At 64.5% G+C, this 14,387-nt stretch carries 14 protein-coding genes; 4 read left to right on the top strand and 10 right to left on the bottom strand.

The window, feature by feature from the left end; genetic code table 11:
- The first annotated feature begins 29 nt into the window (after nt 1-29).
- From RBH77_RS03760 to RBH77_RS03750, 3 genes are all read left to right on the top strand, one after another.
- Nucleotides 30-1,406: a COG4223 family protein gene (locus RBH77_RS03760; protein ID WP_311030817.1), complete on the top strand. Its 1,377-nt coding sequence runs from the start codon at nt 30-32 to the stop codon at nt 1,404-1,406.
- A 7-nt stretch (nt 1,407-1,413) separates the two neighbouring features.
- A complete protein-coding gene (locus RBH77_RS03755) occupies nt 1,414-3,096 on the top strand; it encodes a heme biosynthesis protein HemY (RefSeq protein WP_311030816.1) in 1,683 nt (560 codons plus the stop codon).
- A gap of 121 nt (nt 3,097-3,217) precedes the next feature.
- Nucleotides 3,218-3,703 carry a tellurite resistance TerB family protein gene (locus RBH77_RS03750; RefSeq protein WP_311030815.1) on the top strand — a complete coding sequence of 162 codons (486 nt, stop codon included), beginning with the start codon at nt 3,218-3,220 and terminating at the stop codon, nt 3,701-3,703.
- 18 nt (nt 3,704-3,721) lie between these two features.
- On the opposite strand, the gene RBH77_RS03745 is transcribed toward RBH77_RS03750, so the two are convergent.
- Nucleotides 3,722-4,963, bottom strand: a complete 1,242-nt coding sequence (locus RBH77_RS03745) for an MFS transporter (protein WP_311030814.1) — start codon at nt 4,961-4,963, stop codon at nt 3,722-3,724.
- 338 nt (nt 4,964-5,301) lie between these two features.
- Here RBH77_RS03745 and RBH77_RS03740 point away from each other — a divergent pair, with 338 nt between their 5' ends.
- Complete coding sequence (locus tag RBH77_RS03740; protein ID WP_371832864.1) at nt 5,302-5,550, top strand: hypothetical protein; 249 nt, start codon at nt 5,302-5,304, stop codon at nt 5,548-5,550.
- A gap of 27 nt (nt 5,551-5,577) precedes the next feature.
- On the opposite strand, the gene RBH77_RS03735 is transcribed toward RBH77_RS03740, so the two are convergent.
- The 9 genes from RBH77_RS03735 to RBH77_RS03695 form a co-directional block, all read right to left on the bottom strand.
- Nucleotides 5,578-5,964: a DUF2794 domain-containing protein gene (locus RBH77_RS03735; protein ID WP_311032414.1), complete on the bottom strand. Its 387-nt coding sequence runs from the start codon at nt 5,962-5,964 to the stop codon at nt 5,578-5,580.
- Between the two features lie 365 nt (nt 5,965-6,329).
- Nucleotides 6,330-7,526, bottom strand: a complete 1,197-nt coding sequence (locus tag RBH77_RS03730) for an amidohydrolase family protein (protein WP_311030812.1) — start codon at nt 7,524-7,526, stop codon at nt 6,330-6,332.
- A 185-nt stretch (nt 7,527-7,711) separates the two neighbouring features.
- Nucleotides 7,712-8,926, bottom strand: a complete 1,215-nt coding sequence (locus RBH77_RS03725) for an ABC transporter substrate-binding protein (protein WP_311030811.1) — start codon at nt 8,924-8,926, stop codon at nt 7,712-7,714.
- A gap of 254 nt (nt 8,927-9,180) precedes the next feature.
- Nucleotides 9,181-9,591, bottom strand: a complete 411-nt coding sequence (locus tag RBH77_RS03720; RefSeq protein WP_311030810.1) for a RidA family protein — start codon at nt 9,589-9,591, stop codon at nt 9,181-9,183.
- A 16-nt stretch (nt 9,592-9,607) separates the two neighbouring features.
- Complete coding sequence (locus tag RBH77_RS03715) at nt 9,608-10,294, bottom strand: ABC transporter ATP-binding protein (protein ID WP_311030809.1); 687 nt, start codon at nt 10,292-10,294, stop codon at nt 9,608-9,610.
- Nucleotides 10,291-11,043 (bottom strand): ABC transporter ATP-binding protein, encoded by a 753-nt coding sequence (locus RBH77_RS03710; protein ID WP_311030808.1) that lies wholly within the window; start codon nt 11,041-11,043, stop codon nt 10,291-10,293. The genes RBH77_RS03715 and RBH77_RS03710 overlap by 4 nt, the downstream gene beginning before the upstream one ends.
- A complete protein-coding gene (locus tag RBH77_RS03705; protein WP_311030807.1) occupies nt 11,036-12,031 on the bottom strand; it encodes a branched-chain amino acid ABC transporter permease in 996 nt (331 codons plus the stop codon). Before RBH77_RS03705 ends, RBH77_RS03710 begins: the two co-directional genes overlap by 8 nt.
- A 19-nt stretch (nt 12,032-12,050) precedes the next feature.
- Nucleotides 12,051-12,971 carry a branched-chain amino acid ABC transporter permease gene (locus RBH77_RS03700; protein WP_311030806.1) on the bottom strand — a complete coding sequence of 307 codons (921 nt, stop codon included), beginning with the start codon at nt 12,969-12,971 and terminating at the stop codon, nt 12,051-12,053.
- Nucleotides 12,972-13,248: 277 nt separating this feature from the next.
- Nucleotides 13,249-14,385, bottom strand: a complete 1,137-nt coding sequence (locus tag RBH77_RS03695; RefSeq protein WP_311030805.1) for an ABC transporter substrate-binding protein — start codon at nt 14,383-14,385, stop codon at nt 13,249-13,251.
- Nucleotides 14,386-14,387: the final 2 nt, after the last annotated feature.

The following is a 14,387-nucleotide window of genomic DNA, read 5'->3' as shown; positions in this document are numbered from 1 at the left end:
TCTGACCACAGGAGCGGAGCAGGCGGATGGTGAAAACGCCAAGAGCCCGGCATTCCAGCAAGAAGAAGGAGCCGGTGACGATCGAGCTTGGCGCCGATCAGGTATCGCGGCTTACCGATCCGGCTGAAGCGGCGGCGGAGACCACGGTCGAATCCGTCGCGTCGGGGAATGAAGCCGCGTCGACGGCAAGCACCGAGTCGCCGGACGAAGCCGTGACGGCAGAGGAAAATATCGACTCCGACACCTCCGCCGGCCGGACCGACTCTTCCGCCTTCACTTCCTACTATGGAGCCGATGGCGCGAGTTCTTCGGCCGCTGAAGCCGAAGCGACGGCGTCCGTGCCACGGCCGACCCCGTCAGACGGTTTTGGCCGGCCGCTTGCCGCCGGTATCGCGGGCGGCGTGATTGCGCTTCTCCTTGCCGGCGGCCTGCAATGGGCCGGATTCATCCCTGCTCTCGGCAATGGCGGCGACACGGCTGCGCTCCAGTCGCTGCGTGCGGATGTCGGCGCACTCGAGCAGAAGGTGGCTTCCTTTGATGCGGGCACCGTCGATGCGGAGACGATAAAGCAGGCGCTCGCCCCGTCTGACAAGCACATCGGCGAACTGGCAAGCGATCTCGATCAGGTAAAAAAGGATGTCGCGGCCGCCACATCGGCAACGGCCTCCGGCGGCTCGACGGATGCCGCTGCCCTGAAAGGTGTTCAGGATCGGCTCACGAGGCTGGAACAGAATGTAGCGGCGGCGAGCAAAGCCAGCCCCTCCACGCAGACGGTCGATGCCCTTGACCAGAAAATCGCTTCGCTTGGCCAGACGGCGGCCGCCAATGCCGATGCGCTCAAGAAGCTTGAACAGAACGTCGCGGTGTTGGGCGGCAAGGTCGCGGACCGGGCAAACGAGCCGCATGCGACGGCCGCGATCGCCGCCTCGGCGCTGAAATCGGCGATCGATCGCGGCGGCTCGTTTGCCGCCGAGCTCGACATGTTCGCCGCTGTCGCGCCCGACACCCCCGAACTCGGCGAGTTGCGCGCACTCGCCGTCAAGGGCGTGCCGACACGCGCTAGGCTCGCCGCCGAAGTGGGACCGGTGGCGGACAGGATGCTCGATGCGACCGAACAGGCCGCCTCTTCCGATGGTAGCGCCGTCGACCGGCTCATCGCCAGCGCGCGGTCGCTGGTTAGGGTGCGTCCTGTGGGCAAGGTCGAGGGCGATGGTGTCGCCGCCGATATCACGCGTTTCCGCAATGCGGTAGCCGGCGGTGATCTCGCCAAGGCCGCCGAGGAATACGCCGCGCTGCCGGAAAAGGTGAAGGCGGCCGGCGCTGATTTCATGGGCGGGCTGCAGGCGCGGCTGAAGGTCGACGCGCTGGCGCAAAAGGCGCTCGCTTCCGCGCTGAAGACGGGGTGAACGGCTGATGGTCCGGGTCTTTTTCTTCCTCCTCGTCGTTCTCGCGCTCGGCATCGGCTTTTCCTGGCTGGCCGACCGGCCGGGCGACCTCGTCGTTACCTTCGGCGGATATCAATACGAGGTGACGCTGATGGTCGCGGCGGTGGTCGTGGTCGCCATCGTTGCAGCGGTGATGATCCTCTGGTGGCTCCTGAAGAGTATTTGGAACAGCCCTTATGCGATGGCGCGGCATTTCCGGGCGCGGCGGCGTGACCGGGGCTACCAGTCGCTGTCGACCGGCATCATCGCGGCCGGCGCCGGCGATCTGTCGCGCGCCAGGCAGATGAACAAGCAGGCGGTGAAGCTGATCAGCGCCGATCAGAAGCCGCTCATCCATCTTCTGGAGGCGCAGACGCTGCTGCTTGAAGGCGATCATGCAGCGGCCCGCAAGAAATTCGAGGCGATGCTCGACGATCCCGAGCTTCGTCCGCTGGCGCTGCACGGACTTTACCGAGAGGCCGAACGTCTCGGCGACCGAAATGCCCAGCGCCATTATGCAGCCGAAGCCGTGTCGCTCGCGCCGCAGCTCATCTGGGCCGCCGAGGCTACGCTGGAGGAGAAGGCCGAGGAAGGCGATTGGGACGGCGCGCTGAAACTGCTCGATACGCAGCGCGCGGTCGGCCAGGTCGAGAAGAAGACGGCCAATCGCCGCCGCGCGGTGCTGTTGACGGCAAAGGCGATGTCGGTGCTCGACGCCGAGCCGACCGCCGCGAAGACTGCGGCGCTCGAAGCGCACCGGCTGGAGCCGGATTTCGTGCCGGCAGCGGTAACGGCGGCGAAAGCGCTGTTCCGGCAGGACGATTTGAGACGCGGCGCGAAGATCCTCGAAGCCGCGTGGAAGAAGACGGCGCATCCTCAGGTCGCGGACGTCTATGTGCAGGCGCGTCCGGGCGACTCGACCCGCGACCGGCTCGCGCGGGCGAAAAAACTCGCCTCGCTCAGGCAGAACAACCCCGAATCCTCGCTCACGATAGCGCGCGCGGCACTCGATGCCGGCGAATTCAGGCTGGCGCGCGAAGAGGCGGACGCTGCGATCAGGCAGCAGCCTCGTGAGGGCGCGTATCTGCTGCGTGCCGACATCGAGGAGGCGGAGACCGGCGACCAGGGCCGCGTCCGCGCCTGGCTGGCGCGCGCGGTGCGGGCGCCGCGCGACCCGGTGTGGGAAGCGGACGGCGTCGTGTCCGAACAATGGGCGCCGGTCTCGCCGGTGACCGGCAGGCTCGATGCCTTCGAATGGCGGGAGCCGCCCGAGCGTCTGGGTCAGGTCATCGAACCGGACCTGCTGGAGCCACCGGTACTCAATAAAGCAACCGAGCCGCCGTCGGCCATCGATGCGAAGGTCGTGGAAATCGGGACGATGGCGAAAGACGGAGAGGCGGAGCCGGAAGGCACCGCGAAGAGCATTCCGGCCGAGGAGGTCGCGTCTGCGCCTGGCGACGGCAAGGTGAAGACCAAGACACCTCCAGTCCATACGGAAAAGGCCGATACCGGCAAGGTCGATGCCGCTCCGGTGGATCGCCGCTCGCATCGCTCTTCCGCCGATCGCGAGGAGGAACGCGAGGCGCGCATCCCACCGCCGCCGGACGATCCGGGCGTGAAGGATGCGGAGGAGGAAGACGGGACGGCGCCGGGCAGATTCCGGCTGTTCTGATCCTCCGTCAGGCGGCAAGGTTCCATTCGGCCGAAAACCGCTCTAGATGTTCTCCCGACCCGCCAGCTTCATAAGGCAGCCTATCCGCCACGATCGATAAACCTACAGGTTCCTTTCCTGCATGTTCGACCGACTTCTCGAATTCCTTGGCGATCTCCCCGGCAACAAGCCCGGCCGGAAGACACTCACGGCCGACGACCCGAAGGTCGCGGCAGCCGCGCTGATGTTCCACGTCATGGACGCCGACGGCGACCGGCGGGAGGTGGAGAACACCAGGCTGAAGGCCCTTCTGGCGGAGGCCTATGGGCTTTCCGGCTCCAAACTCGACGAACTCGTGCGGGCCGGCGAGGAAGCCGACCGGGAGGCGATCGACCTCTATGCCTTCACCAGCGTCCTGAAGCGCAGCCTCACCCGCGAAGGCTGCGTGGAGTTCGTGAAGATCATGTGGGAAATCGTCTATGCGGATGGCGAGCTGCATGAACTGGAAGACAATATCGTCTGGCGCGTCGCGGAGCTGATCGGCGTCGACAGCCACGAGCGGATCGCGCTGCGCCAGCTTGTCCAGGACCGGCATCCGGGGACACGCGGCAAGGCCGGCGACGATTGAGAGACGCTTGAAAAACCGTCAGGCGCGCCCGTCGAGATGGCGTACTTTGCGCAACGCCGGGAAAAGGCCGGCCCACAGCCCGGCGACCGCGATCGCGCCGATGCCGCCGACCACTACCGCCGGAACCGTGCCGATCAAGGCCGCCATGGTGCCGGCCCGGAACTCGCCGACCTCGTTCGACGCTCCGACGAAGACCATGTTCACTGCGTTGACCCGGCCGCGCAGATGATCGGGCGTCCATAGCTGGATCAATGTCTCGCGGACATAGACGCTGACCATGTCGGCGGCGCCGATAAGCGCCAGCGTCGCAACCGACAGCCAGGTGATCGTGGACAGGCCGAATAGCGTGGTGAACAGGCCGAACAGCCCCACGCCGACGAACATGATGGCGCCGGCACGGTCGCGCACCGGATGGCCGGCGAGCCACACCGCAACCGCAAGCGAGCCGACGCCTGGAGCCGAGCGCAAGAGGCCGAGGCCCCATGGTCCGAGATCGAGGATGTCGCGGGCATAGACCGGCAGCAGGGCAACAGCGCCGCCGAGGAGAACGGCGAAGAGATCGAGCGAAATGGCGCCCAGCACGACCTTTTCGGCCCTGATATAGCGGAAACCGGCGAAGAGCATATCGAGCGAGGGCTTTTCCGCCTGGCTCTGCTGCGCGGGTTTCGGAATGGAAAGCGCAAGCAGGCCACCGGCCGCCATCATGCTCGCCGCGGTCGCGAAGGCGATGACAGGCGAGATGCCGTAGAGCAGACCGCCGGCGGTGGGTCCTGCGATGGTGGCGACCTGCCAGGCCGAGGAATTCCAGGCGACGGCGTTGGCGAAATCCTCCTCCGGCACGAGATTGGCGACCAGCGAGGCCGATGCCGGCGAGAAGAAGGCGCGGGCGACGCCGAACACGGCAAGAACGGCGAAGATCAGCGCCGCCGAGATCGCTCCGCTCCATGTCAAGAGCAGAAGCGCCGCCGCGCAGGCGGCCTCGAGAAGGCCGGCGAGGCCCATGATGATCCGGCGGCCGAAACGGTCGGCGACGATGCCCGTCACCAGGAAGAGTATGAGCGAAGGCAGGAACTGCACGATCCCGACCAGGCCGAGATCGAAGGGATCGCGCGTCAGATCGTACATCTGCCAGCCGACGGCGACCGAAACGACCTGCGTGGCGAATGTGGTGAGCAGCCGGGCCGTCCAGAATCGCAGATAGGCCCGGTGGCGGAACGCCGCGTATCGTTCGGCGCGCGATTGATGGAGGGGTCGGTCCATGAAATCTCAGAATACTGCTGATTCCGCCTACCGCAATGAATCGGAAAGCGCATCGGCTTTTATATCTGTTGCGGGCATGTCTTGTGCCAGCAGCCCGAAGCAAGCGCGAGGCAAACCAGTGCCATTCTTGATATCGTCAGCTTCGGTTCACTGCCTCCAATAAAAGCCCATGGCGTCGGCTACGACATTTTCCTGGCGGATGGTGTCATAACTGCCACTTGCCTGTGGCGCGGCGCGATGCTTTTGTGCGCCAGGCTCCTTTCGGAGGGACAGGCATGAGCGACGATGATCCGAATTATGAGTGGCCGAGCATCCCGAGCAACCCGCTCGGGGCGGGCATTGGCGGCGATCTTGACCGGTCGGCGATAGCGATAGCGATCGTCTTCGGCGCCGTCATCATTTGCGGCCTCATGGCGGCGAGCCTTGTCTACAGGCAGCGCGACGGCTTTCTCTTTGCGCTCGGAGCGGCCACGGCGGCCTGGTTCGCCGGACACGCCATGCTCTTCGACATGCCGAAGGTTTACGGCGTATTGATCGTTATCTCGGCCCTGATGGCGGGCGCCTCCACCATCGCACTGGTGAACTGAGCATCCCCCGTCCGGCAGCGAAGCCGTTCAGGCCTCGGCAAGTTTCAGCGTCCTGTCGAAAACGCCGAGCACGCGGGCGAGCTCGTGCCCGCGCTTCAGGATGATTCCGCCCGCCGCGATCACCGCGAAAGCGCCCTGGCGGCGTGCGAGTTTGGGCATCTTGGCGATCTGGAAGAGCGGCACCTCGCTCGTCCGCCGGAAAACGGAGAACACGGCGCGATCGGATAAATGGTCGATGGCGTAATCGCGCCATTCGCCGGCGGCCACCATGCGGCCATAGATGCGCAGGATCTGGTCAAGCTCCCGGCGGTCGAAGGTGACCGGCATTTCGAGACGCCGCCGCCGGGCTTCGGGGAACGGGATCAATATTGCGGAATCTTCCCCATCCTCCGTGGCGTCTCCCCGATCGACCATGTAGAATGCCTTCCGTTCAGCAGGTTTGTTCACGTTCGCGCGTTCATCCGGGAAAATCAACCCCGGCGGCAGGGTGCGGCTTGCGGTCACAAAGCGGAACAGCGTGTCGGAATTGGTGATGCGCCGCCACATTCCCGCCGTATATTATCCAAGCTGACGCCCCAATATCTGGCCACCATCCGCTTGTTGCCTGAGACGGTTCGGTCCGGCATTGGCTCCGTAAACCCCAAGCCCCCCGCCCACGGGGCCTTGGCCGGATCGAACCAGCCAGGTTTTTCAAAACCCGGCCTCAAGGCGGCAACCCAACAAATATGCCGGTGTCAGCAAGCTGACGCCGGTTTTTTCATGCCAATGGGCCGCCCCGATCAATTAACAGGGCCGGTCAGTTCTCCGCGACGGGCGACGATCCTGCCGCGCTTGATGACGGTACGGTCGGCAGGGCGCGATATCACCGCTTCGGCCACCGTCTCGCCCGGCACGAGAAGCAGGTCCGCCGCGCAGCCGACGGACAGCCCATAGTTCTCAAGACCCAGAGTCCTGGCGCCGCCATAGGTGCAGACGTCGAGCGCAAGTTCGATATCCTCATCGCGGCGGAAGCCGTTGCGCAGCCCCACCAGCATCGCGCGTTCGAGCATGTCGCCATTGCCGTAGGGTGTCCAACTGTCGCGTACTCCGTCCGATCCGGCCGAGACCACGACGCCGGCGTCGAGGCATTTCCTGACCGGCGGCGCCGGAGAAGCGGACGGGCCAGTGGTCATGATTGCGATACCTTCCTTCGCAAGAGCGGCGATCAGCCTGTCGACCTGCGCGGTATCGGGCATGCCCAGGCAGAAGGCGTGGCTCACCGTGACTTTGCCCTGCATGCCGAGCGCATGTGTACGTTCGATGATCAGGTCCAGCGAGAAGGCGCCCATCTCACCGGGCTCATGCAGATGAATGTCGATCGGGCGTCCATGCTTCCCGGCCAGGCCGAAGACGGCATCGAGATGGCCCTTGGGATCGCGGTCGATCGCACAGGGATCCAGGCCGCCGACCACTTCCGCGCCCAGTTCCAGAGCCCGGTCGACCAATTCGAGAGTGCCCGGCCGAACCAGCAAACCGGACTGGGGAAAGGCAACGATCTCCACGTCGATAATCGCTTTGAGGCGTTCGCGCGCGGCCATCACGCCCTCGATCCCGGCGAGTCCCACCTCGGTATCGACATCGACATGGCTGCGCATATGGGTGGTGCCCATTTTCACCATCCGGGCGGCAAGTCTGACGGACTGCCGCTCCGGATCGATGCCGGTTTCGCGCCGCACCCGTCGCTCGTTTTCGATCCTGTCGATCAGGCCCGGTCCGGCCGTATGTTCGAGCCAGCCCATGCCCCAAAGGGTCTTGTCGAGATGCGTATGCGCTTCGACCAGCCCAGGCAGCAGCAACATGCCTTCGCCGTCGAGCCTCTCAGCGCCGGACGCGTCATCCGCTGCATCCGTTTCCGCGATAATACCGTCGCGAATCAATATGTTCGCGGGCTTGGCGCCGGCCGGCCTGACATTGCGGATCACAAGCTCTCGCGGCATTTCCTCTCCCTCCAATCCCCCTACCGGACCATATACTCCGGCCGCGGGCAATATCCCGGATCCGGAAATGAAACGCCCCGGGGCGTTGCCGTCCCGGGGGCTGCTACATGCTTCATCATTTTGGTTTCACGCAATTCCGAACGGAAAACCGGTTCCCACTTTTCCTGGAATTGCTTCGATGCAGTCTATTGCATCTTGATCAGGCCGAGATCCTTGACGCCGCCGTCGGCGAGCACGGTCTCATGATAGACGCCGGGCACATCGCCGCTCTTGTCGAAGGTGATGAGGCCGGTGGCGCCCTCATATTTCACGGACTTGCCCGCGTCGATGAGTTCCTTCGCCTTCTTCCATTCGCCCGGCAGGACGGTTTCGCCCTCTCCCGTCGTCACCTCGCGGACGGCCTTGGCGATCTTGGCGCGGTCGGCGCTGCCGGCCTTCTCGATCGCCATGGCGATGATGAAGGAAGCGTCATAGGAGTTGGCGACGAAGGTGCCGTCGGCGTTGAGCCCGGCCTTCTTCATCATGTCCTCATACAGCTTCCTTCCCTCGCCACTCGGCGTGGAGGGTTTGGTGAAGGTGATCTTGCCCTCGATGCCTGGCACGTTCTTGATCAGCGAGGCCGCGACCATACCGTCGCCACCGAAAAAGGTGCTGAAATCGCCGCCTTCGAGCGCCTGGCGCAGGATCGTCTGGCCGGAGCCGTCGGCATAGGCGAGTACCACCAGCGCATCGGCGCCTGTCGCCGACAGATTGCCGATCTCGGCGCGATAGTCGGCCTTGCCGTCTTCATGCGCCTGGCTGGCGGCTACCGTGCCGCCGAGTTCCTTGAATGCCTTGTCGAAGGAATCGGCGAAACCCTTGCCGTAGTCGTTGTTGACGTAGGTGACGGCGACATTCTTGACGCCTTTCGACATGATCAGATGGGCGAGCACCTCGCCCTGATAGGCGTCGGAGGTAACCGTGCGGAAGACGAGGTCATTGTCCTTCAACGCCGTTAGCGCCGGTGACGTGGCGGACGGCGAGATCGTCAGCACGCCGCCTGGAATGGCCGCGTTGTTGGCGACCGCGATCGCCGCGCCGGAGCACTGCGCGCCATTGATGGCGACGACCTTCTCGACGTTGACGGCGCGGTCGCCGGCGTCCGCCGCCTTGGTAGCGTCGGCGCAGGTCGCGTCGAGCACGACCGTGGCGGCTTTGGTGCCGTCCTTCCAGAAGCCGCCCTGCTCGTTGACCTGCTGGAAGACGAATTTCCCGCTGGCGATGATCGGCGGCGCAAGGCTCTCGATCGGCCCGGTGATGCCGCCGATCACGGCGATTTTGACGTCAGCGGCAAGAGCGACCTGTGAAAAGGCCGCGATGGCGGCGCCCGCGATCAACGCGGTCTTTATGCGACGCAACATGGTAAGCATTCTCCCTGATTTCGAGCCGGACTTTCCGGCAAGTCTCCAGTTTGTCATTTCCTCCCAGGCCATAAAAAGCTGAAAGTTATCGTGATCATAGCGGAACGCTCGCAACTTGAAAGCCGATTTCGGGACCCAGGCACGCTACCTTGGACTGACCGGAATGCACCGCATTTGACGGTGTCTCGTCGTTTGCCGGACAGCAATCGCGCCGAACGCCTCTATCCGTCGCAACAGACAGCGGACCGCCGCAATCATTCCGGCAGGACGGCGGTCGCCTCTATCTCCACCTTGGCCGCGTCTTCCATGAGCGCCACCACCTGCACCACGCTCATGGCAGGGAAATGCTTGCCCATGACGGCGCGATAGGCCTGGCCGAGTTCGTCGAGCCGGGCGAGATACTCCGCCTTGTCGGTAACGAACCAGGTCATGCGCACGATGTGCTCCGGCCGTCCGCCGGCCTCGCGCAGGATATCGACGATATTCGCGAGCGCCTGCCGCATCTGGCCGATGAAATCCTCCGTTTCGAACACCTGCTCGCCGGTCCAGCCGATCTGGCCGCCGAGAAAGACGGTGCGGCCCTTTGCCACCACGCCGTTGGCGTAGCCTTTGGCAGGTTTCCATCCCGCCGGATGAAGCGCCCGATGAATGGGATTCGTGCTCATGCGATTCTCCTGCACTTCAGACGCCGAGATAGCGGTCCTGGATATCGACGCCAAGTTCGGCTGGGCGGCCTTGCCAGACGGTCCGGCCCTTTTCGAGGATCGTACATCGGTCGGCGACCGGCATCAGTTCCTTCAGCGTCTTGTCGACGACAAGGATCGCCTGGCCCTCTTCCTTTAGCCGGCGCAAAGCGGCCCAGATTTCCTGGCGGACCAGCGGCGCAAGGCCTTCGGTCGCTTCGTCGAGGATGAGAAGCGTGGGATTGGTCGTCAGCGCGCGACCGATGGCGAGCATCTGCTGTTCGCCGCCCGAAAGCGTACCGGCATATTGCCGGCGCCGCCCGGCAAGCTGCGGAAAGAGATCGTGGACGGCCTCGGGCGTCCAGCGACCCGGACGTGCCGCGGCGCGCATGTTTTCGTCCACCGTCAGATTGGCGAAGCAGCGTCGCCCCTCCGGCACGAGGCCGACGCCGCATCTGGCGATACGGTGCGGGCTGAGCCGCGTCGTCTCGCGGCCGGCGAACCGTATCGTGCCAGCCCGCGCCGGGGTCAGATTGCAGATCGAACGGATGGTCGTGGTCTTGCCCATGCCGTTTCGTCCCATCAGCGCCACGACCTCGCCCTCACCGACGGCAAGCTCGACGCCGAACAGCGCCTGGCTGGCGCCGTAATATGTCTCAAGCCCGGAGACTTCGAGCAGCGTCATGCGGCCGGCTCCCCGAGATAGGCTTCGCGCACGATCGGATCGTTCCTGATCTCGTCGACCGTACCGCTGGCCACGACCCGTCCATAGACCAGCACCGAGACGCGGTCGGCGAGCGCGAAGACCGCATCCATGTCGTGTTCGACAAGCAGGATCGGCGCCTCATCGCACAGCCGATGGAGGAAACCCGTCAATGCGCGCGATCCATCCGGACCCATGCCGGCCATCGGCTCGTCCAGGAGGAAGATTTTGGGCCCGAGCGCCAGCGCGACCGCGATCTCCAACTGGCGGCGCTCCCCATGCGACAGTTCGGAAGCCGCCACATCGGCGCGTGGTCCGAGACCGGCGCGGTCGAGCGCCTCGCGCGCCGGCTCGACCAGGGCGCGATCGTTCATGACGTTGCGGATGAAACGGTAACTCGTACGGCTTTGCCCCTGAACCGCCAGCATGACATTGCGCAGCGCCGAGAATTCATCGACCAGCGAGGATACCTGGAACGTGCGCGCGATGCCGAGGCGCGAGCGTGCCGCGGCGCCGAGATGCGTCACTTCCTGCCCGTAAAGCCTGATCTCGCCGCGGTCGGGTCTGAGCGTTCCGGCAATCTGGCCGATCAGGGTCGATTTGCCGGCGCCGTTAGGGCCGATCAGCGCGTGGATTTCGCCGGCACGGAGTTCGAGATCGACGCCGTCGGTCGCCTTCAGCGCGCCGAAGGATTTGGCAAGCCCGGTGATGCGGAGCGCTGGCTCAGCCATGGCGCGCCCTCCCGGCCAAGAGACCGACCACGCCGCCACGCGCAAAGAGCACGACGAAAAGCAGGATCAGTCCGAGGAAGAACTGCCAGCGCTCGGTCATGCCGCCCAGCAGGAATTCGAAAAGCACATAGAGCGCAGCACCGGCGAGCGGGCCGGCAAGCCGGCCGGTCCCACCCAGGACGACCAGGACGATCAGTTCACCCGACATCTGCCAGGACAGCATCGAGGGGCTGACAAAGCGATTCAGGTCGACATAGAGCGCCCCGGCCACGCCGGTCATCATCGCTGACAGGACGAACGCGGCCAGACGGATGCGGAAGGGCGCGATGCCGAGGGCTGCGACGCGAACCGGGTTCTGGCGCGCCGCCTGAAGGGCGGCACCGAAACGGGAATCGCGCACCAGCTTGAAGAAGAAGAGCCCCGCGGCAAGCAGAACGAAACATATGAGGAAGAACGGCAGCGGGCGGAGCGTGTTCACGCCGGGGAAACTGTTGCGCACGAATATCGACAGCCCGTCCTCGCCGCCATAGGCCGGCCAGGAGATGGCGAAATAGTAGATCATCTGCGCGAAGGCCAGCGTGATCATGATGAAATAGACGCCGGAAGTCCTCAGGCTCAACGCGCCGATCACCACTGCCACGAGGCCGCTCGCGACAAGCGCCACAAGCCAGATGACGGGCATCGCCTGCGTGCCGGGCAGGCCGAAGATCATCGGTTCGCCATTATAGGCGTGAATCGCCAGTATGCCGCAGGCATAGCCGCCGATGCCGAAGAAGGCGGCATGGCCAAAGGAGACAAGCCCGCCAAGCCCGAGCGCCAGATTGAGGCCGGTTGCCGCCAGAGCCAGTATGGCGATGCGTGTGGCAAGCGTGACATAAAACGTCTCGCCGCTCGCTTGTGCGATGAGCGCGCCTGCCAAAAGCGCAAGAAGGAGTGTCAGGCTGACCGCCGTCTCGCGGGACACGGGCCTCGACAGCGGCATCGACATGGCTGTTTTCAGGGGCGCCTCACGCATTTGCCGAGAACAGGCCTTGCGGCCTGACCACCAGAACGAGGGCCATGAAGACGTAGATGAGCATCGAGGCGACCGCGCCGCCGATGGAGGCGGCCTGCGAGGCCGGCAGGAAGAGATGAAGCGCGGCCGGCAGCAGGAAGCGGCCGAGCGTGTCGATGACGCCGACCAGAACGGCGCCGATGAGCGCGCCCTTGATCGAGCCGATACCGCCGATGACGATGACGACGAAAGCGAGGATCAGGACCGGCTCGCCCATGCCGACCTGGACCGACTGCAACGCGCCGACCATGGCGCCGGCAAGACCGGCGAGCGCCGCCCCGAGCGCGAAGACCAGCGTATAGAGCGTGGTGATATCGACACCGAGGGCGGCGATCATCTCGCGGTCGGATTCGCCGGCGCGGATGCGCATGCCGAGCCTCGTATGCGCGATGAGGAAATAGAGCCCCGCCGCCACCGCTATGCCGACGACGATGATGAAGAGCCGGTAGAGCGAATAGTCGAGCCCGCCGGGCAGCGACACGGCGCCCGAAAGCGCCGAAGGGATGTTCAGGTAGAGCGGCGAGGAACCGAACAGCCAGCGCATACCTTCGGAGAAGATGAGGATCAGCGCGAAGGTGGCGAGCACCTGATCGAGGTGGTCGCGGCCGTAGAGACGCCGCACCACGAGGACCTCCACGATGGCGCCGGCAGCAGCAGCCGCGGCGAGGCTCGCGGCGAGGCCGAGCCAGAACGAACCCGTCGCCGCCGCGACCGCCGCGCAGGCGAAGGCACCGACCATATAGAGCGATCCATGCGCCAGATTGATCAGCCCCATGACGCCGAAGATCAGCGTCAGCCCGGCCGCCATCAGGAACAGCATGACGCCGAACTGAACGCCGTTGAGCACCTGTTCTATGAGGAGGTCAGTGGACATGTCTTGGTGAGCATCGTCCTCTGCGGATGGCAGCCGAGAAAGGCAGGGCGATCGCATATGGAAGTTACGCAAGGTTTGCGTGGCTGCTTACCCCCACCCCTGTCCCCTCCCCACAAGGGGGAGGGAGATGCTGCCACCGCGCTCTGAGCCAAAATCATCAAAGATTGATGCCGTACGACGTCAGAGCGGAATCCCCCTCCCCCTTGTGGGGAGGGGTTAGGGGTGGGGGTATCTTCATACGCGAACCCTCGTCCAATGAAGAGAGACAGAACTCCCCTCACATCTTGCACTGCTCAGCGTAGGCGTCGCCGTGGTCGGTGAAGGCCGTGCCGACGATCTTGTTCGTCAGCACGCCGTCTTCCTTCACCACCTCGCGCACATAGATGTCCTGGATGGGGTGGTTGTTGGTGTTGAACTTGAACTTGCCGCGCACCGACTTGAAGTCGGCCGCCTTGAGCGCTGCGCGGAAGGCGTCCTTGTCCTTGACGCTGGCCTTGGCGGCGGCCGACAGGATCAAATTCGCCGTATCCCAGGCCTGTGCGGCGTAGACCGAAGGCAACCTTTTATATTCGGCCTTGAACGCCTCGACGAATTCCTTGTTGGCCGCATTGTCGAGGTCGTGCGACCAGGAGGCGGAGTTCTTGACGCCGAGCGCGGCATCTCCGATGGCGCCCAGAACATCCTGGCTGAAGGAGAAGGCAGGGCCCAGAAGCGGCAGGCCGACGCCCGACTGCGCATATTGCTTGGTGAAGGCGATGCCCATGCCGCCGGGCAGGAAGAAGAAGACGGCATCGGCCCCGGACGCACGGACCTGGGCGATCTCGGCCGCATAGTCGGTCTGGCCGAGCTTGGTGTAGATCTCGCCCGCGACCTCGCCCTTGTAATAGCGCTTGAAGCCGGTCAGTGAATCCTTTCCGGCCGGATAGTTCGGCGCCAGGATGAAGACCTTCTTGTACTGCTTGTTCGCGTATTCGCCCATCGCCTCGTGGAAATTGTCGTTCTGGTAGGCGACGTTGAAATAGTTCTTGTTGCAGTTCTTGCCGGCAAGCGCCGACGGGCCGGCATTGGGCGAGAGGTAGATCACGTCCTGAGCGACGACGTTCGGCACGACGGCCATGGCGAGGTTGGACCAAATGATGCCGGTCATGAGGTCGACATGGTCGCTCTGCAGCATCTTGTCTGCGATCTGCACGGCGAGTTCCGGCTTCATCGCGTCGTCCTCGGTGACGATCTGGATATCCTTGTTGCCGGATTTCTTCATGGCGAGGTCGAAGGCGTCACGTACATCGACGCCGAGCCCGGCGCCGCCGCCGGAAAGCGTCGTGATCATGCCGATCTTGATCGGCTCGGCAAAGGCCGTTCCCGCCACGCCGAGAGCCAGGGTCATGACGCAAGCTGCCAGTATTTTCCTCATTC

It is taken from the genome of Mesorhizobium koreense (assembly GCF_031656215.1).
GTDB lineage: Bacteria > Pseudomonadota > Alphaproteobacteria > Rhizobiales > Rhizobiaceae > Mesorhizobium_L > Mesorhizobium_L koreense.
This window is presented reverse-complemented; position numbering and strand designations above follow the sequence as displayed.

Coding starts and splice junctions, on each gene's coding strand:
- RBH77_RS03715 (WP_311030809.1), bottom strand. CDS start 10,294: ATGACGCTGCTCGAAGTCTCCGGGCTTGAGACATATTACGGCGCCAGC.
- RBH77_RS03730 (WP_311030812.1), bottom strand. CDS start 7,526: ATGCCGCGAGAGCTTGTGATCCGCAATGTCAGGCCGGCCGGCGCCAAG.
- RBH77_RS03700 (WP_311030806.1), bottom strand. CDS start 12,971: ATGTCCACTGACCTCCTCATAGAACAGGTGCTCAACGGCGTTCAGTTC.
- RBH77_RS03695 (WP_311030805.1), bottom strand. CDS start 14,385: ATGAGGAAAATACTGGCAGCTTGCGTCATGACCCTGGCTCTCGGCGTG.
- RBH77_RS03745 (WP_311030814.1), bottom strand. CDS start 4,963: ATGGACCGACCCCTCCATCAATCGCGCGCCGAACGATACGCGGCGTTC.
- RBH77_RS03720 (WP_311030810.1), bottom strand. CDS start 9,591: ATGAGCACGAATCCCATTCATCGGGCGCTTCATCCGGCGGGATGGAAA.
- RBH77_RS03725 (WP_311030811.1), bottom strand. CDS start 8,926: ATGTTGCGTCGCATAAAGACCGCGTTGATCGCGGGCGCCGCCATCGCG.
- RBH77_RS03705 (WP_311030807.1), bottom strand. CDS start 12,031: ATGTCGATGCCGCTGTCGAGGCCCGTGTCCCGCGAGACGGCGGTCAGC.
- RBH77_RS03755 (WP_311030816.1), top strand. CDS start 1,414: ATGGTCCGGGTCTTTTTCTTCCTCCTCGTCGTTCTCGCGCTCGGCATC.
- RBH77_RS03750 (WP_311030815.1), top strand. CDS start 3,218: ATGTTCGACCGACTTCTCGAATTCCTTGGCGATCTCCCCGGCAACAAG.
- RBH77_RS03735 (WP_311032414.1), bottom strand. CDS start 5,964: ATGGTCGATCGGGGAGACGCCACGGAGGATGGGGAAGATTCCGCAATA.
- RBH77_RS03710 (WP_311030808.1), bottom strand. CDS start 11,043: ATGGCTGAGCCAGCGCTCCGCATCACCGGGCTTGCCAAATCCTTCGGC.